At 39.0% G+C, this 26,179-nt stretch carries 16 protein-coding genes; 6 read left to right on the forward strand and 10 right to left on the reverse strand.

Annotated features, from left to right (window positions below; all coding sequences use genetic code 11):
• Window positions 1-3 precede the first annotated feature (3 nt).
• Genes BI291_RS06860 through prsR form a run of 3 tightly spaced genes read left to right on the forward strand, consistent with a single transcriptional unit; the run spans window position 4 to window position 6,464 of the window.
• Window positions 4-3,045, forward strand: a complete 3,042-nt coding sequence (locus BI291_RS06860; RefSeq protein ID WP_074497547.1) for an efflux RND transporter permease subunit — start codon at window positions 4-6, stop codon at window positions 3,043-3,045.
• 2 nt (window positions 3,046-3,047) lie between these two features.
• Window positions 3,048-5,087, forward strand: a complete 2,040-nt coding sequence (gene prsK / locus BI291_RS06865; RefSeq protein WP_074497550.1) for an XrtA/PEP-CTERM system histidine kinase PrsK — start codon at window positions 3,048-3,050, stop codon at window positions 5,085-5,087.
• A 24-nt stretch (window positions 5,088-5,111) separates the two neighbouring features.
• Window positions 5,112-6,464, forward strand: coding sequence for a PEP-CTERM-box response regulator transcription factor (prsR, locus tag BI291_RS06870; RefSeq protein WP_074497555.1), 1,353 nt, complete (start codon window positions 5,112-5,114; stop codon window positions 6,462-6,464).
• A gap of 101 nt (window positions 6,465-6,565) precedes the next feature.
• On the opposite strand, the gene BI291_RS06875 is transcribed toward prsR, so the two are convergent.
• The 3 genes from BI291_RS06875 to BI291_RS06885 form a co-directional block, all read right to left on the reverse strand.
• Window positions 6,566-8,458 (reverse strand): phytase, encoded by a 1,893-nt coding sequence (locus BI291_RS06875; protein WP_074497558.1) that lies wholly within the window; start codon window positions 8,456-8,458, stop codon window positions 6,566-6,568.
• 2 nt (window positions 8,459-8,460) lie between these two features.
• Window positions 8,461-9,423 (reverse strand): tartrate-resistant acid phosphatase type 5 family protein, encoded by a 963-nt coding sequence (locus BI291_RS06880; RefSeq protein WP_074497561.1) that lies wholly within the window; start codon window positions 9,421-9,423, stop codon window positions 8,461-8,463.
• A gap of 234 nt (window positions 9,424-9,657) precedes the next feature.
• A complete protein-coding gene (locus tag BI291_RS06885; RefSeq protein ID WP_074497565.1) occupies window positions 9,658-12,345 on the reverse strand; it encodes a TonB-dependent receptor in 2,688 nt (895 codons plus the stop codon).
• A 271-nt stretch (window positions 12,346-12,616) separates the two neighbouring features.
• Here BI291_RS06885 and BI291_RS06890 point away from each other — a divergent pair, with 271 nt between their 5' ends.
• The 3 genes from BI291_RS06890 to phnW all read left to right on the forward strand — a co-directional run bounded on the left by BI291_RS06890 (window position 12,617) and on the right by phnW (window position 15,901).
• On the forward strand, window positions 12,617-13,588 hold the full coding sequence (locus BI291_RS06890) for a diguanylate cyclase (RefSeq protein WP_139302578.1): 972 nt from the start codon (window positions 12,617-12,619) through the stop codon (window positions 13,586-13,588).
• Window positions 13,585-14,625, forward strand: coding sequence for an AraC family transcriptional regulator (locus tag BI291_RS06895; protein WP_074497568.1), 1,041 nt, complete (start codon window positions 13,585-13,587; stop codon window positions 14,623-14,625). Before BI291_RS06890 ends, BI291_RS06895 begins: the two co-directional genes overlap by 4 nt.
• Window positions 14,626-14,809: 184 nt before the next feature.
• Window positions 14,810-15,901 (forward strand): 2-aminoethylphosphonate--pyruvate transaminase, encoded by a 1,092-nt coding sequence (gene phnW / locus BI291_RS06900; protein WP_074497571.1) that lies wholly within the window; start codon window positions 14,810-14,812, stop codon window positions 15,899-15,901.
• A 44-nt stretch (window positions 15,902-15,945) separates the two neighbouring features.
• On the opposite strand, the gene BI291_RS06905 is transcribed toward phnW, so the two are convergent.
• The 7 genes from BI291_RS06905 to BI291_RS06935 all read right to left on the reverse strand — a co-directional run bounded on the left by BI291_RS06905 (window position 15,946) and on the right by BI291_RS06935 (window position 26,132).
• Window positions 15,946-16,650, reverse strand: coding sequence for a UTRA domain-containing protein (locus BI291_RS06905; RefSeq protein WP_074497574.1), 705 nt, complete (start codon window positions 16,648-16,650; stop codon window positions 15,946-15,948).
• Window positions 16,651-17,253: an HD domain-containing protein gene (locus BI291_RS06910; protein ID WP_175573088.1), complete on the reverse strand. Its 603-nt coding sequence runs from the start codon at window positions 17,251-17,253 to the stop codon at window positions 16,651-16,653.
• 27 nt (window positions 17,254-17,280) lie between these two features.
• The gene (locus tag BI291_RS06915) at window positions 17,281-18,681 is read right to left on the reverse strand and encodes an FAD-dependent oxidoreductase (protein ID WP_074497580.1); all 1,401 of its coding nucleotides are present in this window, start codon (window positions 18,679-18,681) and stop codon (window positions 17,281-17,283) included.
• A gap of 26 nt (window positions 18,682-18,707) precedes the next feature.
• Window positions 18,708-19,517, reverse strand: coding sequence for a phosphonoacetaldehyde hydrolase (phnX, locus tag BI291_RS06920; RefSeq protein ID WP_074497583.1), 810 nt, complete (start codon window positions 19,515-19,517; stop codon window positions 18,708-18,710).
• A 28-nt stretch (window positions 19,518-19,545) separates the two neighbouring features.
• Window positions 19,546-20,814, reverse strand: a complete 1,269-nt coding sequence (locus tag BI291_RS06925) for a DUF5690 family protein (protein ID WP_254849542.1) — start codon at window positions 20,812-20,814, stop codon at window positions 19,546-19,548.
• Window positions 20,815-20,980: 166 nt separating this feature from the next.
• Window positions 20,981-23,818, reverse strand: a complete 2,838-nt coding sequence (locus BI291_RS06930; protein ID WP_074497591.1) for a TonB-dependent receptor — start codon at window positions 23,816-23,818, stop codon at window positions 20,981-20,983.
• A gap of 397 nt (window positions 23,819-24,215) precedes the next feature.
• Window positions 24,216-26,132: an acyltransferase family protein gene (locus tag BI291_RS06935; protein ID WP_074497595.1), complete on the reverse strand. Its 1,917-nt coding sequence runs from the start codon at window positions 26,130-26,132 to the stop codon at window positions 24,216-24,218.
• Window positions 26,133-26,179: the final 47 nt, after the last annotated feature.

Raw genomic sequence — 26,179 nt, forward strand, 5'->3', positions numbered from 1 at the left:
GGTATGCGTTTACCTAAAGTTGCGATTAACAATAAACAGTTTACGTTAACGATTGTACTGCTATTGGTATTGGTAGGTACAATTTCTTATTTTACTATTCCTCGTTCAGAGGATCCGCAATTTGATATACCGATTACGCTCATTGAAGTGATTTATCCTGGTGCCTCACCACATGATATTGAAACCTTAGTAGTAAACCCGCTTGAAGAAGCTTTTAATAATATTGAAGGGATCAAGACTATTGAGTCACAAATTAAAAGTGATGGTGCGCGTGTTAAAGTTACGTTTTTATATGGTACCAATATTGATTTAGCTTTCAGTGAATTAAAACTCGCTGTAGCTTCTGTTAAGCCTAATTTACCGGCTGGTGTGCAAGATGTTTTAGTGATCAAAGCAACACCAACCAGTGTCGCGGTAGTACAAATGGCGTTGTGGAGTGAGCCAACCGACTATAAAGCAATGGAGTTCTATGCGAAACAACTTGAGAAACGTTTAGAAGCAATTTCAGCGATTAAAAAAGCTGATATTTGGGGTTATCCACAGCAGATTGTCGCGGTGGATTTAAATGTGGCCAAGTTACAGCATTTTGGTTTAGGTGTTAACGATGTATTAAATACGCTCAATAAGCGTGCGATGAATATTACCCCTGGTTTTATTGATGCTAATACCCGTAGGTTTAATGTGAAATCGAGTGGTAATTATAAAGATTTAGCACAGTTAAATGACACCGTTATATTGGCTAATGAACACACTGCAATCAAACTTTCTGACATTGCTCGCGTGAGCTTTTCTGGGGTTAAACCAAGTTATTTAGCTTATTTCAATGAACACCCTGTTATTTTCATTACTGCTGAACAGCGCGCAGATACCAATATTTTTGAATTAACCAAAGCAATAGAACAGCAGGTAGTTGATTTTAAAGGGTTGCTGCCAGAAAACATAAAGCTTGATGTTTTTTTTAAACAGGCAGAAAGTGTTGAAACCCGTGTAAATGGCTTTTTTGACAACCTTTGGTATGGTTTAGTTTTAGTGGGTGTCATGGCGTTATTATTTTTAGGGTTGCGAGAAGCGTTAGTTGTTATTGCAGTGATCCCATTATCATTTTTGATTGCTATTGGGTGGTTAGACTTTGCCGGTTTTGGTTTGCAACAAATGTCGATTGTCGGGTTGATTATTGCGCTGGGTTTGCTCGTTGATAACGCCATTGTTGTGACGGAAAGTATTCACCGACATAAAGACCCGAGTAAACCAATGCAAATCGCAGCTGCTCAAGGGGCAAGTACGGTAGGCTGGGCGATTAGCAGTGGTACAATTACTACCTTGTTTGCTTTTTTACCTATGCTGATGCTAGCAAGCAGTACGGGGGATTTTCTTCGTTCAATGCCGATTACCGTTGTACTTGTATTACTAGCCTCGCTACTATTAGCGCTTACCTTCACGCCGCTGTTGGCGAGTCTATTATTTAGTCAAAAACCGAGTAAAATTATTACTTTACAAGTGGTGATAAATCGTTTTTCATCAACGGTCTATGCGAAGGTGTTAACATGGTTTATCACGAAAAAAACACTGCTAATTTCAGTCTTTGTTATCGCATTAATTGCGATGTTTTCATTGTTTAATAACGTTGGGTTAAGCTTATTTCCAAAAGCTGAAAAACCAATGATTTTAGTCGATGTTCAAGCGCCGCCTAATTCATCACTAGCCTATACAAAAAAAGTAATGGATAAGGTAACTGTTTTATTAAAGCAGCAACCAGGTGTTTCACACGTTGCGCAAAATATTGGTAATTCAAACCCTCGTATTTACTACAATGAGATCCCAAAACGTGGGGTTGCATCGTTTGGCCAAGCGTTAGTGTTACTTGATGAATACAATGCAAACGATGCTCAAGCGCTGATTGATAAACTTCGCAAAGAGTTTTCTTCGTGGTCGCAAGCACAAATAACCGTCAAAGAGTTTACCCAAGGCCCGGTAACCGATCAGCCTGTGACCATTCGCTTAATGAGTGAATCGTTTGATGATTTGTCGCAAGTAGCAGATGATCTAGCCATGTATATGGCAACACTTGATGGCTTAATTAATATTGAAAATCCCATTGGAGTGGCAAATACAGAACTTGCCTTGTCAGTAGATTATGAAAAAGCAGGTATGCTTAATATCGATATTCAAGGGTTAGATTTAACCATACAAACGTTAGTAACAGGTAATACAGCTGGCGTTTTTAGTGATGCTAACGGGGAAAGTTATCCATTAGTGATCAGAGGGGATAAACAAGACATTTCGTTGTTTGAACAAGCCTTTATTTCAACACGAGAAGGCGCGTTAGTACCTCTAAATCAAATTGTTAACGTGTCATTGCAAAAAGGTCATACAGAATTTTATCATTATCAAAAACAGCGTATGGCGAAAGTATCTGCAGATGTAGCTACAGGTAAATCAACGGCGGTATTAACCCAGCAAGTTGTTGATTATATTGAACAGTATAACTTGCCAGCAGGCATGTACTATTCGTTAGGGGGTGAAGAAGAGTCGAGACAAGAAAATTTCGCGGGCTTGTTTCAGATTATGATCATTACCGCCATTGGCATTTTTGCGGTGTTAGTCTTGCAGTTTAAATCCTTTTTACAGCCGTTAATCATCTTTACATCTATTCCTTTCGCTATGGCGGGATCTGTTATTGGGTTGTATTTGTTTGACCTGTCTTTTTCGATGATGGCGTTTATAGGGTTGATCAGTTTATTTGGTATTGTGGTAAATAATGCGATAATTCTCATTGATACTGCGAATAAGAATTTAACACAAAATGCCGATAAACAAACGGCAATAATAGAAGCTGCTGTGGTACGCTTTACCCCTATTTTACTCACCACGATTACTACGGTGGGTGGCTTACTTCCTTTAACGCTATTTGGTGGCGGTCTATGGCAACCATTAGGTGTTGTATTAATTTCTGGGTTATGTGTTTCAGCCATTGCGAGCTTCTTATTAGTGCCGATATTGACTGAAATATTTACACGTTCTTCACCACAATTGCGAATAGAATAAAGATGGAATTTATTGGATTTGTTGGTTTTGTCTTAAGCTTTATTGCTTATGTTATTTTTACTTTCCTATTAGTTGCGGCACGTAACACACAACTACTTGCTCGTTGGACAATTGTTTCCGTATTAACGACCACGGTTGCCTCTGCCTTGGCGGCTTTGCAAATTAAACTTGGCTTTGGTTTACAGTGGGTACTGTTAGCTGACGGCTTAAAAGTGGCCTCTTGGGCGATTTTGGTGCTGATATGTAATACTGAGCTAACTTCAATTCGCCAGTTATTATCAAATTACCATATTAGGCAATATGTTAGCGTTTGGTCAGCATTAATGTTGGTCTGTTGGTTAGCGTCTTTCTTATTAAACTATTCTTATGAATACATTTATCTACTGTTCATTGTACTAAACCTTTGGAGCTTAGTACTGATGGAGCAGTTATATCGCAGTGCTGATGATCAAATTCGCTGGGCAATATGGCCGTTAATTATCGCGTTAGCGAGTATCGCGATATTTGATTTTGTTATGTATGCCCAAGCAACAATGGTGGGGAGTATTGATTTCGATTTTTGGTTTAGTCGTGGCTATATCGCGGTTGCAGTGTTGCCGTTACTCTTGGTAAGTACCAGAAGAATCAAAAATGGCTCTGTACGTATTTTTGTGTCAAGACAAGTCGTTTTTTATAGCTCCATTTTAATGATGGCCGGGGTATATTTATTGATCATGGCGCTTGCCGGCTATGTGATTAATTATGTTGGTGGCGAATGGGGTAGTGTCGTTAGTATTGGCTTTTTAATGCTCAGTGGTATTGTATTAGTCGCGCTATTGATCACAGAATCACTTAGACGAAAGCTTAAAGTTTTTATTGCGAAAAACTTTTTTGCTAATCGTTATGAGTACCGTGATGAATGGCTAAATCTCATCGAAAAAATAGAAACAACCAACGCAGAAAGTTATTATCAAATGGCAACATCTATTATGATGTCAAAACTCAATGCCCATAGCGGTGCCATTGTTAAACGTAAAAGCGATTTACATTTCGATAATAAATACTCTCACGGTTTAAAACTGACCGAAGCATTTGACTTACAACTGACGTTTATTAGCCAATTTTGTCAGAAAAAAGGTTGGATTATTGATGTTGAAGAGTATGAAATTACCCCGACAATGTACCCAGAATTGAACCTTGATTTAGATTTATGCCAAAGCTTTGATGTACGCTTTATTATCCCAATTTTTATTGGTAAAGCTTTTTATGGTTTGTTTTTAATTGGCGACATCAATGAAATGAAGCAACTTAATTGGGAAGACAGAGACTTGCTTTTTGCCGTGTCTAAACAATTAGGCAATTTTATTTCTTTGAATGAAGCAAATGACGAGCTGGCAGAATCAAAACAGTTTGACGCATTTAACCGGATGTCAGCCTTTTTAGTGCATGATTTAAAAAATGTGCAAGCGCAATTAGCGTTAATTACGACAAATGCGGAAAAACACCGAGATAACCCTGAGTTCGTTGACGATGTGTTTGAAACGGTTGAATCTGCAACAGATAGGCTAGGTAAAGTACTTTCTCAATTGCGTAATAAACGCGTAGAAAAATCTACAGATTCCGAGATTGATCTGGTTGAGTTACTTGAAAAAGTTGTGGAACAACGTAATGTAGAAAAACCGTTAGTGATAATTAAACAGGCGGTGCCAACAAAGCTGGCAACTAATGAAGAAAAATTACATTCGGTATTAAATCACTTGGTTCAAAATGCGCAAGAAGCAAGTAGCGAAGACACAACCGTAGAATTATCACTAAATAATAATAAAAATATTGTCACCATCACTATCACTGATCAAGGTTCTGGTATGAGTGAAGACTTTATAAAGTACCGATTATTTAAGCCGTTTGATACCACAAAGGGCAATGCTGGTATGGGAATTGGTGTATATGAAGCGAAACAGTTTATTGAGAGTGTGTCTGGCACGATAGCGGTCAAAAGTACCGAACATTCAGGCACAACATTTACTATTCAATTACCTATTAATGCAACAGATAATGAATAAACAGGAAGAGCAAGGATTTATTTCATGGAAAAGCTACTAATCGTCGATGATGATAAAGGAATACAAAAACAATTAAAATGGAGCTTGTCTGATTACGAATCAATTTTAGCAGCGGATCGTGAAAGCGCGATAGCAGCTGTACGTCGCCATGAACCTAAAGTTGTGACATTAGATTTAGGCCTACCGCCTGATGCTGCAAATGCATCAGAAGGGTTAGCGGCATTAGATGAAATATTGCGTATAGCGCCGCATACTAAAGTGATTGTTATTACTGGCAATGATGATCGAGAAAATGCCCTTAAAGCGATTTCAATGGGAGCGTATGATTTTTATCAAAAGCCGATAGAGCCAGAAGTTATTAATGTTATTGTCGCTCGCGCATTTAGTGTGGCGTCGATAGAAGAAGAAAACCGCCTAATGCGGGCTGTTGGTGGTAATGACATTGGTATTGTTGGCAATAGCAGCAGTATTGAACGATTACGTACTATGGTTAAACGTATCGCTCCAACGCAAATTACGGCCTTATTATTAGGTGAAAGTGGCACCGGTAAAGAAGTCACCGCCAACGCGATACATATTGCTAGCGAACGTAGTAAAAAACCTTTTATTGCGATTAACTGTGCGTCAATTCCTGAAACACTCCTAGAAAGCGAGTTGTTTGGTTTTGAAAAAGGAGCTTTTACTGGAGCAGTACGCACCACAAAAGGTAAAATTGAATGTGCAGAAGGCGGCACCCTCTTTTTAGACGAAATTGGTGACATGCCCTTTAACTTGCAAGCGAAACTCTTGCGGTTCCTACAAGAAAAGAAAATAGAACGATTAGGTGGTCGACAAGAGATAGACGTTGATGTACGTGTGGTATGTGCGACGAATCAAAACCTTGAAGAAATGGTTGCTGAAAAACAGTTTCGTGAAGATCTGTTTTATCGGGTGAGTGAAATTACCTTAAATATTCCGCCATTGAGAGAGCGCGAGGAAGACACCTTAATATTGGCTCAGTTTTTTTTGCAACGCTATGCGCAAGAGTATAAATCTAACGTAAAAAGCTTTGCTGATGATGCGTTAGATGCAATCAGACATCATAGATGGCCAGGCAATATTCGTGAGTTACAAAATAAAGTAAAAAGCTCTGTGATCATGGCAACAGGCACTCAAGTCACCGCAATTGATTTAGGCTTTTTTGATCATGACGGACAAGCATTACAGTTAGATTTAAACTTACGCAAAGTACGTGAACAAGCAGAATCTATTGCGATTCAAAAAGCACATGCGTTGACTGAAGGAAATATGTCTAAATGCGCAGAACTGTTGGGGGTTACAAGACCAACGTTGTACTCGTTAATTGAAAAATATTCATTAACTATTGGCGCAGAATAACAAGTAAACGTGTTATCAAAGGGTAGTATCAAATATTGATACTACCCTTTTAACTCTCGCTAAGTGACTAAATACTTAATTGAGTTGGTATTAGCCCTGTTTTACTGAGCAGCTACTTTTGAGTTTATCCACTTTTTAAGTAATGACCCATCTACAAATTTGAAGTTTTGCGGCCTTTTTGGCATAACATTATGACCATCTTGCACGACAAGTAACCCATCTGGATGTTGACTACCCAAAGCGACGCTAGTAACAGCTAATCCATCGGTTTCCGATGCACCATCTATCCGATTGTTTAGATCTGCTGAAATACGAAATACGCCTAAAAAGCTGTTGTTTTGATCAATAGCATAAACAGCGTAACGATTATTTCCTTGGCTAGATACAATCAAGTAATGGTTACTGGCAACTGTATATAGCCCCATACCTTCAATATCAGCCTTTACACCGTTATGTAAACCTATAATGAACTCGCTCGATTGCGTTGAATCAATGTGTTTTAGCCAAATACCCGTTGCTTCTTCACCATAAAATAACCGCGCTGTTTTATCATCAACCACGCACCCCTCAGGCTGAGAAGGTACACGCCACTCCATCACCTTTTTGCCTTTTATCATAGGTGAATCGAAGCTTAGTTGATATTGCTGAAAGCGGCCATCAGTATCATTAATCCAAACGGAGATCTGTTCATTTATGTTGCTCATACATAAGCCATAAGGATCTGTTAAATCAGTTTTAATGTCGTTAATAAAGGTAGCGTGTCCCGTCGCTTTATCTATGGTAAAAAGGCTGATGCTATTAGTAGTGCGATTACTTGCAGCTGCGATATCAACACGTTTACCTGCAAAATGTATATCGTACCGAATATCAATATTATTAATACGGCCAATAGGGATGCTTTGTTTACGTTTTCCTGTTAGATCATAAGTATTTAAGCCAAACTTTTTATCGGTTGTAAAGATGATACTTTGCGCTGAATTTTCACTATTTACCCAAATTGCGGGGTCGTCTGCCGCATCACCATAAGCGTTTACGGGTTGTGTTTGTGCGAAAGGTGTTAATGATTCAATAACGTCTGTTTCGTGTAAAACAGGTGGCATGATAGTGTGCCACTGCGATGCAATAATTGAGCTACTTTTGTCATCAAACATAAATGCCTGTAACTTATCGCCGTTACGATATAGCTGTATCGTTTTTGGTGAAATGTCCTTGGGTAAAGGCTTTTCGATAAGTGTTTGGTTTCTACTATGATAATACCAAAATGTATTTACATCAGGGGAAACTATAGCAATATCACCTTCTGAGGTAGTGTCAATATACTCGACTTCTAACCCTTGTGGTAAGGCTATCAGTTCACGTACAACTTCATGCTCAGGATCTGTGGAGTATTGCCACACCCCAATATTTTCTTCTGCTATTAGCAGTGTTTGTTGCTGATCATCAACTGCACAAGCGTTAATATTAGGCCCAACAGCGAATTGATTTATCTCAATGGGGGCTAACAAGCGACTTTTATTATATACGTTGTAATGTGTTGCTATTCCTTGGGAATCGACAGTAAATAAATCGATTTGTGAACGACTTCTTTGTAAACACATTGCTTCGAATGAAGTCATTAAAGGCTTAAATTGTTGTTTAATGGTTAACAACGGGGTATTGAGATTAACACTTATTAGCAGTATCTCACCGCTATCAACATCGAGTGTTGCTATGATACCCTCGCTATTTTGAGACGGTAACCATCGAAAATCTAAATGTTCAGCGTTTCGTGAAATAATACTCAATGCTTGATAGTTTTCATCTAATAAAGCAATACCTTGAGACTCATTAATGGCTAAAAAGTAGTGAGTGTTACTATTTGATTTAGCAATTTTTGTGAAGAACTGAGAGCTTTTAGCCCAATTATTTTGCTCAGCTGATAAACAATGAGGCGTGATTAACAGCACAAAAGATAATATGCATAGCGTATAAAAAAACTTTATGTAACTTGCCATGATTATAGTGCCTTATTACGTTTATAACGGTAGATAATTTTGCCTTGATGATCGATAAACTGGACTAAAAGTGCTTTTTTATTTATGGCTACAGCAGCAAATCCACCTGTGGCTTTTGCAAATTTAGTGAATTTTCGTTGCGCAACGGGTCGCACCTCTGAGCCGCCACCAGAAATGAAATGATCAACGGTAGTGTGTTGTGGTTTATTGTGTTGCATGTCATGTTCGTGACCTGCGAAATATGCATCTACCTGATACTTTTCTAATATTGGTTCAAGTACTTGCTGAATTTCACTGGTTTTTCCAAAACGTTTACCGCTTGAGTAGAGTGGATGATGGCCGATGACTACTTTCCAATCGGCGGTCGTCGTAGCAAGCTGTTGGGTTATCCAGTGTAGCTGTTTTGCCGCATCCTGCTTCTGTGTTTCAGCATACTTAGCTTCGTTTTTATAAGCGGGGTTCAATGGGCTAGTATCAATGAATAAGTAAAGGATTTCTGTACCGTCCTTCAATACGGTGGTTTTCGCGTAGTATTGCTCAGGCATTTGCCAGCGACGGCTAACGTCAGAGTAATCAATTTGTGCTTGCCAGTTGCCACGATAGTCATGGTTTCCTAGCGTTGGATACCAATCAACGAATAAATGTGGGCCATGATAAATATTTTCAAAGGCGGTTACCCAGTAAGGATCCTGTATTGAAGCTATACCATTATCATAAAAATTATCGCCTGTCGTTGTGATAAAATCAGGATCAATTTGATAAGCGGCGATGTCCATCCATTTTGCAACATCACGTTGATAGAAGTGGCCGTTTCGTCCCCAGTCGCCTAACACAAAAAAGTGTTGACCTTTTTCAAATGCAGCAAGTTGCGCTATATGGTTGCGCTGGTAATGTTCACTGTTATACACATCGGCATAGGCACTAAGGCTTAATAGGAACAATACACTAAAAATAACGTTTTTCATTTCTTCTCTCAAAAAGTAAAAAGGGGCTAAGCCCTTTAGGGTCTGTTGATCTTTCGAGATTAAATTTAGTTGAACCCCGAGGGCAGCGTTTTATGTCATTTATACGTCGTTATTGCTCTCTCATGTGGAATAACCACACTTTTAATCGCAATGCCTTGTCTAAATACCCATAAACTGCTGCAAAAATAAACACGAAAAATCAACAGATCCTAGAATTTTATAAACAGTTAACAATTACATTTGCCAACGGAAACCAAGCTCTAAAGTTCGGCCATATTCTTCATATTGCGCATTTCTATTTCGTTTATCAAAATAGTGATAGAATGGTTCATTGGTTAAATTAACAATATTAAAATACAGTGTGATTTGTTCGTTTAGATAATATTTTGAAGTGAAATCAAGTTGTTGATGTTCGTCTTCCATACGCAACATTTCACCATCAATTTCTTCAAAATTTTCACTTTTATGTGCCATGGTTAAGCGTAGATTTACTGTGTCAGTTTCATAACCCAAAGTGAAATTCATGATAGTGTCTGATTGATTAGGTAAACGTGTTTCGTAACGTTCGCCATTTAAAAAAGTAACCGCATCGGAATCAGAAAATGTACCGTTTGCAGCCAGTAATAAGCCATTGTCAAAGGCTTTTACCCAAGATAACTCAATACCTTTTAAGTTGGCGCTTTCACCATTTATTGGCTGTATTACTTCGTCAAAACCTTGCCATGCAGGTGTGTCAGATACATCTGCGAATACAACGAAGTTATCAATTTCTTTATAGAATATTCCTGCCGACATAATGCCAATATGGCCTGGGTAGTATTCGACAGTGAAATCAAGGTTGGTTGATTCGTATGGCTTTAAGTCAGGGTTACCCACCTCTGCTTCGCGCTCAGTTACGATGTCACCATCGTCTTCTTCTGTTTTACTTTCAATAATTTGAAAGGCTGCTGCATCTTCAAAATTAGGACGAGAAATTGTTTCGCTAAAGGCCGCCCGTGCGATGAGCTTATCTGAAAACTCATAACGTAAGTTTATGCTAGGCAGTAAATGTGAATAATCTTTGTCGACGTGCCAATCGGTATTAACCACTTGTTCAATATCTGATATTTCATCTTCAATGAGTTCTACACGCATCCCTTGAGTACTGAAATCGGTATTTTCGTAACGTAAACCCGCAACAATGCGCAATTTATCTATATCGACTTTTGTCATTAAATAGGCGGCAAAAATATCTTCATTTGAGACATAAGAGGCGCCGTTAGATTCTAATTCAGAGTCGAGTTCAGCTCGTGATAATGAGCTACGATTATCGTTAAAATAAAGGCGTAACGCTTCACGACTAAGAGCCGGGCCAAATTGACCTAAACCCCAATCGGGTGATTTTCCTTGAAAGTCACTACCTAACAGGTCATCAAAGTCGCCATCAAAAATAGCAATGTTTGCATCTGCTGTTTTTTCACGACGACGGTATTTAGCACCCGTTTTGACTTCACCAATATATTGGCCAAAAGAGACTTGGCGGCTAAGGTCAAACTTGAAGCTTACTTCTGTATCTTCTGCTTGATTATCTTCAAATGCGACTTCATCTAATTCATAAAGTGACAAATCTGTCGCTGAGCTATCTTGAGTCACGATGGGAATTTGTGTCTCTAAGTCGGCACTTATGCTGCTGTTTTCAGTTACAAAGTCATAATAAAGTGCACTAGGTTCATTTTCATCAGACTTTGCATAGCCAAATTGATAATCTACGTTCCATAAATCAATAATATGTTCACCGCCAGCGGCGACACTTAATATGGTTTGAGTTTCTTTTCTATCTTTAGTACCTGCGACAATTTCAGAGTCTTCTCCGTCGAAGGTAAAAGTATTCGCTAAGCGAAATTCATCGTCTGAGAATTTGCTGTACATAGTGCGAAGAAAGTAAGAATGATTAAAATCTGGGCGATAATCAATATTGACGGCACTGCCAAGGCGTTCACGTGTGATATCATAAAAACGTTGTTCTACTTCATCTTCACCATTCGACTCGATATTGTCAGATCCAAACTCGCGATTTTGCCAAGACACTGCAGCTGCAACACCTAGCGTATCATTGAAAAGACGAGTGAAACTGCCAGATAATTTGGGGCTATTGTCATCACGTAAGTTATTTTGGCTGAGTTGGCCGCTGATGGTAGCGCTATCGCCATTACGATCAAAGGCACTAACACTACGCACTTCCACGGTACCACCTATAGCGTCGCCGTCCATATCGGCAGTAACAGATTTCGAAACAGCCAGTGTTTGGATTAGCTCTGATGGAATAACATCAAGTGCTACTGAACGAACGCCACCCTCAGGTGAAGGAACATTCAAACCATTAATTGTGACATTATTCAGATTAGGGTCTATACCGCGAATACCGACAAAGCGTCCTTCACCTTGATCTCTTTCAATTGACAAGCCTGGTAAACGTTGTAAAGATTCAGCGGCATTTTGATCGGGAAATTGACCGATAGCGTCTGCTGACACGATCGAACGAATGCTGTCAGCCACACGCTTTTGGTTAATAGCACTTGCTTGACCTGAACGTTGTGCTCGCACGTACACTTCTTCTATACCTGTATTTGATAAGGTTAGTGTTAGTGGTGCATTGTCGCCGGCTGTTACATTAATCACTTTAATTAACGGTTTTGCGCCGACATAAGTCACTTTTAGTGTGTACTGGCCAACGGGTAATTGTTTAAAATTAAAACTACCACTTAAGTTGGTTTGAGTTTTTACGTTAAGTTCTTCAATTTCGATGCTTGCGCCAGCAAAAACTCGGCTATTGGCTGAGTCTGTCACCTTACCAACAATGGTTGATGATAATTGCTCAGCAAAAGCATTCGTTGAAAGCGCTGCTGCACAGGCAAACGCTAAAACAGAAAGTTTGGCTTTCATTGTATGTTCCCAGTTATTGTGTTGTTTTTAAGTTGCCGACAATATAGGAAGTGAAAATGACAGTTTGGTTACGGACCTTTCGGAAGGCCGCTGAATTTAACTCAATACCGCATAATTTAGGCCTGTTTAATACTTTTTAGAGCCAATTGTACCTTTGAGTAATCTATTGATTTTTATGGTGTATTAACAACTAACTATGTTGTTGTCATTAAACTTTAACCGTTTTCTTTATTTGTGTGAGCTAAACTGACCTGCAAAAAGTGAGTGGTTCATGTTAACAGCGTTTACACTCGAACTTTTATCAACCAAGAATAAAGTGAACGAAATGAATGTTTCTTTGATTTTTCGTCATCGAGGCTTACTGGCCTTTTTTTTCATATGTTTAATGATTCCAATATGGTTGAGCCTATATTTAGGTGAGCCTAAAGTAGAATCTGATTATAAATGGACCGATATTATTGGTGAAGGTAGCGTAACATTGCTGACGACCTTTTGGCTTGTTGCTGCTTTAGTGAGTAGACCACCTGGTAAGGTCACTCGTTTACTTGTGCTTGGTCTTGCTTGTTTTATGTTTTCTAGTTTATTGGACGTACTCGATGAATTTTTTGCATACCATCCAAGTGCGAATTGGCTTTCAGTGGTAGAGTCATTTCCTGCTGCTGTCGGTATGATTATAATGACGGCCGCTCTTTATTATTGGCACTTAGAACAGGTGGCTTTAAATAAACAATTACAACGTCGAGAGCTGCAATACCGTGCGGTAGAAAAAATAGACATTATTACACAATTATATCGAGCGGATTATTGGCGTGAACGTGTTTTAGACCTTCAACAACAAAAACAAACGGCTGCGATTATTGCGCTTGATATTAATAATTTCACGCAATTGAATACACAGTTAGGAAATCGAGAAGGTGATCGTTTTTTACATGAAATCGCACATCTGATTTTAATGAATTTACGACCTTCTGATTTAGTATGTCGTTATGCTGGCGACCGTTTTATTGCACTTTTACCTGATGCAGATAATGCTTTCGCTGAAGATATAGCTCAGCAAGTTGAACGCAGTATTGAGCATGTTGCGTTTCGCTGTAATGAACATAATATGGCAATTTTTCAAAGCATTAGAACTGCTTCGTTAATTTTAACCCCCACGGATGATTTACAGGTACAACTGAAAAAAATAAATACTCAACTAGATCAGAAGAGTGGCTCTATGCATCAGGTGGTTGATGCAGCATGAGTAAAACGACTTATTTAAGTTATCAAGATAAGTGTTTTCCCTTACAGCATTTTGCGACGCCTATTATTGAAGTTTGTGGTGCCAGAGGCGTGGATCCACAAAAATTGCTAAGGGGGACAGGAATTTTTATTGCTGATATTGTCGAAGGGCGACAAGCCAGCGCAAAACAATTATTGCTTCTATTCGCTCACGCCCAAAAGATGACACCAGGTTATGATTGTGCATTTCAAATTGGCCATCAGTTAATCGCGAACCAGCAAAATAGTGTTTTGCAGGCGATTCAATATAGCCGAAATATTGAAGAAGTTTTCCGTTTAATAGGGATATTTGAGCATATTTTCACCCCTTTTATCGGTGCCAGCTTTATCAAAGAAAAAAGTAGGGGGTATTTTTTACTAAGACAAAAATTTGGCCTTAATAAACTCACACCTTTTATTACTGAAATATTCATAACAGCCCTTGTCAGCCTTAGCCAGCAGTTAATTGGGCGTAAACTTCCTTTCCATTTTGGTTTTGAGTGGCCGCAACCTAGCTATATACAAGAATATGAAGAAAACCTCGGTTTTGACATTCAATTTTCACAACCTACCGCATTTATTGCGTTCGACCTATCGTGGTTGAAACTGCAAAATAAACAACGTAATGATCTACGGAAGTGGCATGCCGTTCACCAAGCAAAAGCTGAATATGTATTTCAACCGACACTACTAGAACTTATTCGCCTTCAATTTAAATCAACACCGGATATCACCTTGCCAGATATCGCACGTACATTAAATACAAGTCCTGCTACGGTTAAACGTAAACTTAACGAATTGACTGTGAGCTATAGGCAATTACATCATGAAATGCGTAAACATTTAGCGATTGAATGTTTATTAGTACGAGACTTAAATAATGAGCAAAGCGCATCGGTTATGGATATTTCAGATCCAACGAACTTTCGTCGCGCGATCAAAAAGTGGACAGGGTACACACCAACAGAGCTTAAAAAAATATACACATTACTATTACGTACTGAAGCCTCTATTAACTAAGGTCTGTTGAACCGATTTCTCATGCTCAAAGCATTAATTTTTCCATTACTGAGATTGTTACACGTAGGTGTAAGTCGGTCTGTATATGACAATTTAATGAAATTTATCCTACACAGCTTGTTTCCTCTATAACGCTCCATTATTATCTGGTCTAGACCAAAACAAACAACCTTGAGATCTAAAGATGGAACATTATTTACTTCTGACACCGGGCCCCTTGACTACATCTACGTCAGTTAAGCAGGCTATGCTGAGAGACTGGTGTACTTGGGACGATGATTACAATATTGAAATTGTTGAAAGTATCAGAAAAAGCTTAGTTGAACTAGCAACTAAGAAAGCAGGTTATACTTGTACTTTAATGCAAGGAAGTGGTACCGCATCAGTTGAATCGGTGCTTGGAAGCGCAATTAGTGAGCATGACAAAGTGCTTATTATTGACAATGGCGCTTACGGCCTTCGTATGGCGGAAATTTGCACGTTAGCGGGTATAAATCATACCGTGGTTTCCTTTTCAGAAACAGAAATGCCTGATGTAGCTGACATTAAAAAACGAATCATCGAAGATGGTAATGTTACGCATTTAGCAATGGTGCATTGTGAAACAACTACAGGTATGTTGAATCCTATAAAGCAAGTTGCGCAATTGTGCCAAGAACAGAATCTGGTGTTTATTTTGGATGCCATGTCTAGCTTTGGAGGCTTAACATTTGACATTGGTGAATTAGATATTGGCTTTATGATCAGTTCTGCAAATAAATGTATTCAAGGTGTGCCAGGCTTTGGGTTTATTATTGCAAAACAAACACTGATGGAACAGTGCAAAGGAAAGGCACATTCACTCAGTTTAGATCTGTATGATCAATGGCACACCATGCAAACCTCAAATGGTAAATGGCGTTTTACCTCTCCTACCCATGTTGTCAGAGCCTTTTATCAAGCTTTGCTTGAACTTCAACAAGAAGGTGGAATTAATCAACGAGCTGAAAGGTATGAAAAAAATCAGAGAGTATTAGTTGATGGTATGCGCAAGTTGGGCTTTAGTACCTTACTACCTGATGAAATGCAATCACCGATTATCACTTCGTTCATCTCGCCAACGTCTGAACGTTACAATTTTAAATCGTTTTATCAACGATTAAAGGCAGAAGGGTTTGTTATTTATCCTGGTAAAGTTTCAAATGCTGATTGCTTTAGAATCGGTAATATTGGAGAGGTGTATCCTGAGGATATTTCCAAACTACTTAATGCAATAGAAAAAGCTATGTATTGGTAATTATTATTCACGATAAGGCGAAAATTTCACCTTATCGCTGATTTTTAATAACTATCAACTTTAATTTCTATGGCGCCATGTACCCAATATTCAATGTTATAGTCTACTAACGCTTTGTGCTGTGAAAAGCGTTGGCGAATTATTTTTAAACATGATGCGCCACTGTTTAAATGTAATAATTTGGCGACGCTTTCAGGTAAGGCGGTTACATGGATACTGCTACGTTCAGCAGTCACATTTACATTGTAATCATCCTTGAATATAGCAGTAATTGAACCTGTTAACTCTTTTTCTGCTAAACCATGGAAATGCTCAGCTTGGCAATAAATTTCTTCCACCATCACAGGTCGATCATCTAAAGAGCGAACACGACAAATTTGATAAAATTCAGCATGACTATTTAAGGAAAATGCCGACGTTATGGCTTGAGATTTTTCACCGACAAGCGCAGAGCAATCAATGGATACTAAACGAGTATCTGCATCAAAGCTTTGTTCTTTGGCTAATTGATAAAAATTTACTTTATTAACTGGGTTCCATTCTAATCTGGGAGGGCAAATAAACCAGCCTTTTCTGTTTTGTCGATAAATTATGCCTTCCACTTCTAACCGCATGAGTGCTTCTCTAACGGTAATTCGCGTTGAATTAAAATGCTCCTGTAATTCACGCTCTGAAGGTAATTTCTTCAAGGTTTTGTCTTGTGCAATTAATGTAAACAAATAATCGCGAATTTCTTGGTAAAGTAACATTTACCTGTTGTACTCCAATGTTGAACTTGTGCCTACTTCTTCTTTAAGAACTTGGATGATCAAAGGTAGCCAAGGCTTAAGCGTGGTGAAGCTTTTTAGTGAAACATGCAAGTTTGGTTTACCTAAATCGTCATATTGTCTTAACGTCAATGCCGTAGAAAAACAAGCGAGACGTTCAAAGTCTTTCAGTTCGTCGTTCGACATTTTTCCACCTTGTTGCTGCAATGTGTGTTGACTTGCTAAAGACAAGTGAGCCGTTTTTTCGTTTTGGTTAATTAACGTCACTAAATATCGTTTCGCTTGAACATGATAACGAATTGGCTGATAAACGCTAGCAGGAAAACCGCGATCTTTAAGCCAGTTTGCCCCTATGCTGGCATGCTCTTTATGACCGAAGTCATCAACACCCGTAAATTTCTGCTTGTCTGCGATAAAATGACCAATGTCATGCAGTAGTGCTGCGGTGATTAAAGTGGCACTGGCATTATCTTGCTGTGCATGCCATGCGCAGCTTACCGCATGGATGAGTTGACTGCATTGTTCACCATAGTGTAAATGCCCATACTCTGTGAATAATTGTTCAATGTCGTGAATAGTCGACATTATTTTACGCTCGTTCATCATCTGCCCTTATTTATCAGCTTTGCCTGCAGCTGCAGCGAATTTTGCTAACTGAATATCAAACCACGTTGGCTGCTGTTCTAGCGCTTCTGCTTGTTCTTTACGCATAATCGAGCGCTTGACTAATTGTGCTCCTAGATAACGGATGGGTTCTGGTGGAAATTTAGAAATAGGGCCTTTCGCCATCGGTGAACGGGTCCATTCATTATCGATACCTAATACCATAGAGGATAAAATATCACCGCCAAGATAACTTTGCACAACGCCATTACCTGAATAACCTAACCCATAATACACATTTTTTTGACCTGCCAGAGTGCCAAAAAAAGGTAAGCCTGTGGTGGAACGATCAGATGCACCAGTCCAACTTGTGGTGAAATCACAAGGCAAACGAGGGAAAAACTGTTTAAATGCATTGGTTAATTGTTGTTGGTAACGGCTTGGTTGATCAAACGCCGGCAACATTCGGTTGTTAAATGCAAAGAGGTTCCCGCCTTTACCTAACATTAAACGGCCATCGGGCGTGCTTCGATAATAATGCACAAAAATACGTGAATCTGCGATCGCTTTACCATGGTCTAGTCCCACATTTGCTAATAATTTAGGCATGGGTTTGGTGATCACCATATCAGAAGATACTAAGGTGTAATAACGGTTAAAGTCGTTAAATAATTGTCCCATCCAAGCATTAACAGCAAACACTAATTTTTCAGATATTATTTCCCCTTGAGGGGTTTTTACCTGAATGTTCTGTTCTGTAGCTTTATGCGATAAATAAGGGCTTTGTTGATAGATGAAAATACCCATCGATAAGGCATGTTTAACCAGCCCTAATACAAGTTTCCCTGGGTGAAGACTACCAGCAGCAGGTGATTCAATGCCACTAATGGCATGTTTTGATCCTGTTACTTGGGATAAGTAGTCTTTTGTTTTCTGTTGCCATTGGTTTATATTGTGGGCTTTTAGTAGAGGAAGTGGTTGTGTCACTATTGATTGTTGTGCTGAATTTGTTGCTGTATAAATGGCACCATCAGTTCGTATATCCGCATTAATATGGTGCTGTTTACAAAAGTTAGCAATATCAAGCACTGCTTGTTCTGACGCTTGTACCAAGCGCTTTGCTTCATTAATACCAAATAATTGTATTAATGAAGCAAATTTAGTTGAAAAAGTCAGCATACAACCACCATTACGGCCAGATGCACCTTGTCCGCATACCCCTTTTTCAACAATAACAACCTGTAAGGTAGGGTCTTGCTGCTTGATTTTTATTGCTGTCCACAATCCCGTATATCCACCACCTATAATACAGACATCGGCTGTGATTTTTCCTTGTAAAATAGGTATGTTGGGTATTTCACATGATGTTAATGCATCGTTAAACCAAAATGCTTGGTGTTGATTGCTCACGCTTGCCGCCTATTAGTTTAACTATGTTAAGGGCGTAAATGCCTAACTCTTGCTGCAGTAATTTTTTGAATAACTGGAATGGCATCAGCTAAAGAGTCGACCACATAATGTGCGCCAGCTTGATACAAGGTATCATAAGCTTTTTGTTTTAATGCGGCTTGTTCTGGCGTTGTTAATGCTTGCCATTCTGACTCTGTAAGACCTACTGCATTGCCTGTTAATGCAAGCCCTACGGTCCACATACCTGCGGTTAAGCCTTCTGTAATACCTGGTGCAGAATCATCAAACTTAATACAGTTTGCTACATCTGTTACACCAAGCTCAATAACATTCTGTAAAGCCATCCATGGGCCAGGTCGAGAGCCCGCGGGTAGATCGTCACTTGCTACCCATGCATCGGGTTGATAGCCATAATCGGCTGCCACAGGTACTAATATTTCCATTACTTCACGCGGGTAACCAGAGCAAGAACCCACTTTGATATCGTGTGTTTTTAACCATTCAATTGTGCGTAAAGCACCCGCGATGGGTTGTGCATGATCAGCTACTTTTGCTTTTTGTAGGGGCATAAATGTTTGATAAATTTCATCAACAACGGTATCTGTCATCGATTGACCAAATTGCTTTTTCCATCGCGCATCTACACTGGATAGTTGGCCTAAGGTTTTAATATGATCCCATTTCCCCATACCCATCGGCACACGAGCTTCGTCAAGCGACACCTCAAAATTAAACGCTTGTTTAAAGGCTTCAACAAAGATGGTTGTTGGTGCAACTGAACCATAATCAACTACGGTGCCAGCCCAATCTAATACTACGGCTTCTATCTTAGACATTTTTTTGTTCCTCTGTTTAAATGTTTATTTACGCATTTGAGTTGACTGAGTAATGGCTTGCATTGCTCTGCATGACAACATCCACTGTTTTTTTGGCGTTGTGTTGGCGTAAACGAAATGAAAAATAAATTAATGAAGTGATAACTAACAATGCACCTGCACAGGCAACGAAGTAACACAAAAAAATAAAAAATTGTAACCAGCTTATTTCTGGCGTCGCAAAGGTGCGGTAAAGCAGCATGCCAACACTGCCAACGTATCCGGCAGAATCAGCTAAATAAATCAGAAACCCTGCATTGGCGGTAGAACCCACTGCAGAAATCATGCGGTCGAATAAAAAGCAATTATAGGGAATATAGGCAATATATAAGCCTGCACCTAACCATACCATCCAACTTTTACCGTCGATCCACTGTTGTTGAAACGCAAAAGTAGTCGCGCCAAGTAACAAGCAACCAAAGCAAATAAAGCCATGGTTAGTGAGAAAAGCTTTGCGATTGTCTTTTACTAATACCATGGCAGCTAACACCACTAAGACTACTCCAGCAATTCGTATACCTGCGTAAGTAAATATGGCAGGTTCTTCTCCATACCCAAGTGCATGCCAAATTTCAGCAGAAAAATTATCGCGAAAATCTCGAAGTCCAGTGAATAATAAAAAGCTGAAAATAAGGAGTAAAATACCAGGGGCGTATTGCGTAAAAAACTGCCAACGCTGTTTTCCTGTCATTGGTTTCCTGGCTTGACGAGCGAATTTATCACTTGCCGAAGGTGCCGGTGTTTGTGCAAGAAAATACACTGAGATAAATAAAGGAATTATAAATAACGCACCCGTAGCTGCTGGCATCCAGTATTCAGTTACTTGTAAATCTGTTAATAACCATTGTCCAACCGTTCGAACTAAACCCGATGCAACAATGAAAGTAACGCTGAGAAAGGCCCCGAGTATTTCAGATGTTTTTCGACCTTCTAAAAAGCTAAAAACAATCCCCCAAATCATGCCTAGAGGTATACCATTTGCAAACATCATTAAGGGCTTCCAAGGTTCTGGTACCACTGCAAATAGCATGAGCGCACATTGTGCTAGCATGACTAAGCTCAGCAACATAAAGGCGCGTCGCGCGGCTGGCAGTTCAGATACTACTTTTATGCCAATGAATTTAGATAACATATACCCTAGTACTTGCGCTAGAACGATCGCGACTTTGAAATCTAATGCGCCAAAAATATCGCCGCTTTCTTGGTAGGTAGCAACTGAAAAGGGCTTACGAAAGGCATACATGCAAAAGTAAGTCATGAATGCTGCTGAAGAAGCATAAATTACGAATAACAGAGTATGGCAGCGTTGAAGATAATTATGTACAGCAGACATTGATCACTTACCTGTAATATTGAATAGAGCCACCTGAGGTGTTCAGGTGGCACATTAACGTGAAGACTACTCTCCACAGGTGACAATCACATTAAAAGAAATCGTACTTAATGCCGATTTGACCACGGATACCGTAGTATTCAATTTGATTTGGTCGCTGCTCTGAACCGGTAAAATATTGTAATGGTTCATCGGTTAAGTTATTGAGTTCGAGATAAATCATGGCATTGTCTGAAATGTTGTATGAGGCTGTGGCATCAACACTGGTGTAATCACCGTAGTAAGTGTCTAAACTGGTATTACTGCCATGGTCTTCAATGTATTCGCCTTTATGGTTCACAGCTACACGCGCGGCAAAATCTCCATTATCGTAATAAACTGCAAGGTTATACAGCATGTCCGCTTGTCGTGATATTTTAACGTTATCTTCACGACCTGGGATCTCCATTTCAGAATCCATCAGGGTAAAATTGAATGAAAGGCCAAAATTATCGAGTGAATCATCAATGAAACCTAAGCTTGAATTTGTAGCAAATTCAATACCATGTAACCATGCATCATCACCATTAAGTGGACTTTTAACGGTCACTGATTGGCCACGATAAGTACCTTGATAACTTTGTGAAAACACGGGATCAATAATTTGTTTGTAGAAATAGCCTAAGGTAATCACACCAGCATCATCAAAATAGTATTCATACATCAAGTCTAAGTTGTTCGCATAGGTTGGATCTAAGTCAGGGTTACCAGACTTGAGCTGATTTTCCATTTCTAGATAGGTTGCTCCTGGCGAAAGTTGGCCAAAATCAGGACGTGCAAAACTACGTGTTAATGCTAATCGAATATTGCTTAAGTCACTTTGATGATAAGTAATGTGTAGAGATGGCAATACCGACCAATAATCTTTGCCGCCTTTTTCTTGCTCGACTGATGTGCCGTCATCATTTTGAACCGCAACATAACCGTTAACATCGGTTTTAGTTTGCGTTGCTCTGATCCCACCTAAGACTGTCCATTGGTTTGAAGGCTTATACGTAGCCATACCATAGAAAGAAGTGTGGGTTTCTTCCAGATCAAAATTTCGGCTTAAACCACCACCATTTTCAACAACTTCAGAATCGCCTGATAAAAAGGTAAGTTTGTGCTTGTTATCAACCCACCAACGTTTAAGTTCTTTTACAGGAATCACCTGCGAAAAGTGCTGTTGATAATCAATGTTAAAATTATTTAAATAATCAGAGCGACCAGGCTGGTCAGTAAGGCTTACCCCTAGTTCATTGGCGACATCTGCTAGTGTTGGTGTTGCGCCATATTCTGCTTCATTCCAACCATAAAACTTGTCATAAAAGCTCGCGTTACGTTCTTTACTTCGGTATTTTGCCCCAGCTTTAATTTCGAGTTGTTCACTGGCCTGATGATAAATATCAAATTGAGCAACAATTTTATCTCGTTCTTTGATATCAATGCCGTAAAGCTCTACATCTGCTAACACTGCTTGTGTTGGATCCATTACCCAGTTATTAGGTAAATGCATACCAATGTCTAAGGCAGGATCAGTGCCGCCATCTATCTCGTTATAAATTAATCCGCTGCCCGTATCGACACCATTCCTGACACCTACATCACCGTCAAAATCTACACCTTGCTTAAATTTAACAACGTAGTAAGCGTTATCTTCGGCATTTGGTATATCACCGTATTCAAATGTATTTTCGTAGGTGCTTAATTTCCATTCGAGGCGTGTGTCGATATTAAAATCATGCTCACCACCTACTTCAAATCCTTGCATTTCGGTAATCAGTTCATCGTAGATATGTTGAAGTTCAACACGATTTTTGTTGTAACGGACACGGTGTTTATAATGGGTTTCTTCGTCTGATAAGGTGCCGTACATTGCTTTAGCATACACAAGACCGCTATCTAATAGGTATTCGCCAGCTAAATTCAGACCGTACGTTGCACGAGTACCGGTATAATCTCTAAGCTCTAATCGGTGAATACCAGCCACACCATCTTCATCTATTTCACGTCTAGGTTCGTAATTGTCTGTCGCCCAATCTCGTTCCCAGGCGGTAGCGTTGACTAAGAAACCAAATTTACCGTCATCTGAACGATCACCATAAAGTACATTGAACGAGTGGCTACCACCTTCGGCTTTTTCTGAATCACCAACCCCAATGTTTACTGAAAGTAGCTGTTCATCAGGAGCACGACGCGTAGTAAAATTAATATTACCGCCTATAGCATCGCCTTCCATATCCGGTGTTATGGCTTTTGATACTTCTACCAGTTCAATCATATCAGTGGGGAAAAAATCAAATGCAACTGCACGACTTGTTGTTTCCTCTTCTGCTGTCGGTAACCGATCGCCGTTAATTGATGTTGAGTTCCATTGAGCAGGAAGGCCACGAACAGCAACAAATCGCCCTTCACCTTGGTCACGTTCAATCGATACGCCGGGCATACGCTGTACCGCTTCAGCTGCATTTCGGTCAGGTAATTTGCCAATTCCATCAGCAGACATTACATTTTTAATGTTGTCTGACTCTTTTTGCATGTTCATTGCCTTCATTTGGCCACGACGCATGTAGCCAATGGCAACTACTTCTTCGAGCGTGGTTTTATCGACATTTAAAGTTAAGTTACCTAATTGAGTTAACTTATCGTCAATCACACTGATACCGAATTCAGCCGAAGGGTAGCCTAAGTAGTCCACACGAATTGTATGCTCACCAGCAGGTAAACGGTTTAAGGTGAATTGCCCCTGATTGTTGGTGGCTGTTTTGCCGTCGCCGCCAATTAATGTAATTTTAGCTCCGGATAAAGCACCTGTTTTATCCATGACAGTTCCAGAAACAGAACCATCGGCAAAAGCACTTAAACTAAAGCAGGCAAGTAAGCTGGCTGCAATTGGTGTAAGTTTTGTCATGTTAATCCCTAAAATTTTTATGATATGTATTCACTAAACCTTTTCTGGTCTAGACCAATTATTTGATACACATTCTATTAGGAGTTTGTGACAGTAATATTTCAGTAAATTGAAAAAATCGTGACGGCAATGTATTGATAAGTTAGGTAGAGTTATAAAGAAACGTGTTTAGCTATTACAAGGCTTACTTAAAAAAGCAAAAGTTTTTAGAGCGCTGAATGCTATTACTTTTGGTGGAAAATTAGAAATATTTATTAAAAACAAACTTTAATCATGCGTTGGATCCGAATGGGCCAAATTAACTGCTACAATGATCTACTTTTTGAATTTATTAGCTATAAGTTCCTAGGTAAATATAAACAGATTCCCTGTTGGTCAGGGTGGAACTTAACATTTATTAATAGGTTTTAATGTCTATATTCTTTAATAAAAGGATTGAGCCACCTACCGATAGGTGGCCAGAATCACGATATAGAAAAGTACTTTGATCATCTACACGGCAAGATTTCTCACTACATAAATAATCTTTTAACCAAATAACGGTAGATTGGCTTTCAATAGACTGGAGTACTTCATTAACTAGTTTTTGATGAGATGCATATTCATTAAAGTCGATTTTGCATGAGTCTCGTAATAAAAGAGCACCACCATATTTTCTTTCTAAACATTCGCCTATATCAAACCCTGATTTGGGGGGGGGGGAGATAATTACCGTAGTTTTTCCATGAGACTGTAATGTACGAAGAGTAGCGATGAAGCTTTTAAGAAAAAATGTTAAATCAGCAGTAATAGTACCATCAGTTGTTTGATATTGGCCGTTCTCAAAATCTAAATAAGTAATCAAAGTAGAACTAAGCACAACATGTGTAATATCATTGTTATTAAGTATGTAGTTAAGCGCTTGCTCATTAAAATAAAGACATTCTTTTGCCCAAATAGAGTCATAGTTACCTTTAATTGGCGCTACACCTGATATTGGGCCGCACATACTTTTTGTTAGTTGTACAAAATTTTTATTATTTACAGCTAGTCCAGGAACTAGATGCATGGCGTAACTGTCACCCCAAATAGCCATGGTTGGTTTACCTGATATACACTTTTCTTTTAAAGTACCGTCTGGTTCAAAAGATCCATTGCATGATTGAGATAGACCGTAATTGTTGCGTTTGATATGTGCGTACTCGTCGATTGTTGAAGAGCTAACTACACCGGCAAGTAGGGGAATAGTTAGCAAAAATGCCGTTGTTATTGACGTCATTCTCCAAGTAGTAAAATTATTTTTAAAGCGGCCTAATCGAAATGGTGTTTCTACGAATACAAATTGAGCATAACCAAGAAATATAGATATAAAAATGAGTAAAACTTTCGCCGTAAATGGAACATGGCCGACATAACTTAAGTACGCAAATGCAAATAATGGCCAATGGACGAGGTAAATTGAGTATGACCAATCCCCAATTTTTTCAATATATTTAAAAACATTCAGATCTGGCAACCACTCTTTGTCACCGAGTAAAATCAATGAAGTTGCTATGACAATAATGAATGATTCTAAACTTGGGTGTTCATTGTTTACATTTACTGTGCAAATGATAAAAATAATAAGTAAGCATGCACATTTTACAATAGCGTGAGGGCGTATACTTGGTTTATTCAGTACAAACCATGCACATAAAGAACCTGCCAATAGCTCCCAAGCTCTAGTAAAAAGGAGATAAAATGCCCATTCAGACATAGACGCGTCAGCTAATCGCCACAATATAGGAGCTGTTCCACCTCCGTTATAAACCCAAGTTAGACACCAATAAAGACTAACGATAAAAAGAACAAATAAACCGAATAATCGCAATTTTTTTGGTATTAGAAATAGTGTTATGGGTAGTAGGAAGTAATATTGCTCCTCTAAAGATAATGACCAAATATGTAATAATGGTTTACCTTCAGAAGTACTTTCAAAATAACCTGTTTGGGTTGGTAAAACCATATTGGCACTGAAGGTTAATGCGCCAATTAATTGTTGAAGGTAATCGAGCCATTGTTGGTGTGTCAAAATAGCCAGTGATAATAAAGAGGTGAAAAATAGCGTGCTATATAGTGCCGGTAATAGCCTTTTTGCCCGTCTTAAATAAAATGCTGAAAATGAAAATTCTTCTTTATCTAACTGCTTTAAAATTAACGATGTGATTAAAAAGCCAGAAAGTACGAAAAATATATCAACACCAAGGTAACCTTGAGATAAAATGCCTATATTACTGTGATAAAGGACTACGAAAAGAACAGCAATGCCCCGTAAAAACTGTATATCTCTTCTCAATGTAATTATGCCTTAAAAGTGAATAATTTTAGTCTTAGTTAACTATC

This window comes from Thalassotalea sp. PP2-459, from assembly GCF_001913705.1.
Taxonomy (GTDB): Bacteria; Pseudomonadota; Gammaproteobacteria; order Enterobacterales; family Alteromonadaceae; genus Thalassotalea_C; species Thalassotalea_C hakodatensis.

Bases quoted from the DNA above. Each gene is read 5' to 3' on its own strand.
- BI291_RS06860 (WP_074497547.1), top strand. From the start codon at position 4: ATGCGTTTACCTAAAGTTGCGATTAACAATAAACAGTTTACGTTAACG.
- prsK (WP_074497550.1), top strand. From the start codon at position 3,048: ATGGAATTTATTGGATTTGTTGGTTTTGTCTTAAGCTTTATTGCTTAT.
- prsR (WP_074497555.1), top strand. From the start codon at position 5,112: ATGGAAAAGCTACTAATCGTCGATGATGATAAAGGAATACAAAAACAA.
- BI291_RS06875 (WP_074497558.1), bottom strand. From the start codon at position 8,458: ATGGCAAGTTACATAAAGTTTTTTTATACGCTATGCATATTATCTTTT.
- BI291_RS06880 (WP_074497561.1), bottom strand. From the start codon at position 9,423: ATGAAAAACGTTATTTTTAGTGTATTGTTCCTATTAAGCCTTAGTGCC.
- BI291_RS06885 (WP_074497565.1), bottom strand. From the start codon at position 12,345: ATGAAAGCCAAACTTTCTGTTTTAGCGTTTGCCTGTGCAGCAGCGCTT.
- BI291_RS06890 (WP_139302578.1), top strand. From the start codon at position 12,617: ATGTTAACAGCGTTTACACTCGAACTTTTATCAACCAAGAATAAAGTG.
- BI291_RS06895 (WP_074497568.1), top strand. From the start codon at position 13,585: ATGAGTAAAACGACTTATTTAAGTTATCAAGATAAGTGTTTTCCCTTA.
- phnW (WP_074497571.1), top strand. From the start codon at position 14,810: ATGGAACATTATTTACTTCTGACACCGGGCCCCTTGACTACATCTACG.
- BI291_RS06905 (WP_074497574.1), bottom strand. From the start codon at position 16,650: ATGTTACTTTACCAAGAAATTCGCGATTATTTGTTTACATTAATTGCA.
- BI291_RS06910 (WP_175573088.1), bottom strand. From the start codon at position 17,253: ATGTCGACTATTCACGACATTGAACAATTATTCACAGAGTATGGGCAT.
- phnX (WP_074497583.1), bottom strand. From the start codon at position 19,517: ATGTCTAAGATAGAAGCCGTAGTATTAGATTGGGCTGGCACCGTAGTT.
- BI291_RS06925 (WP_254849542.1), bottom strand. From the start codon at position 20,814: ATGACTTACTTTTGCATGTATGCCTTTCGTAAGCCCTTTTCAGTTGCT.
- BI291_RS06930 (WP_074497591.1), bottom strand. From the start codon at position 23,818: ATGACAAAACTTACACCAATTGCAGCCAGCTTACTTGCCTGCTTTAGT.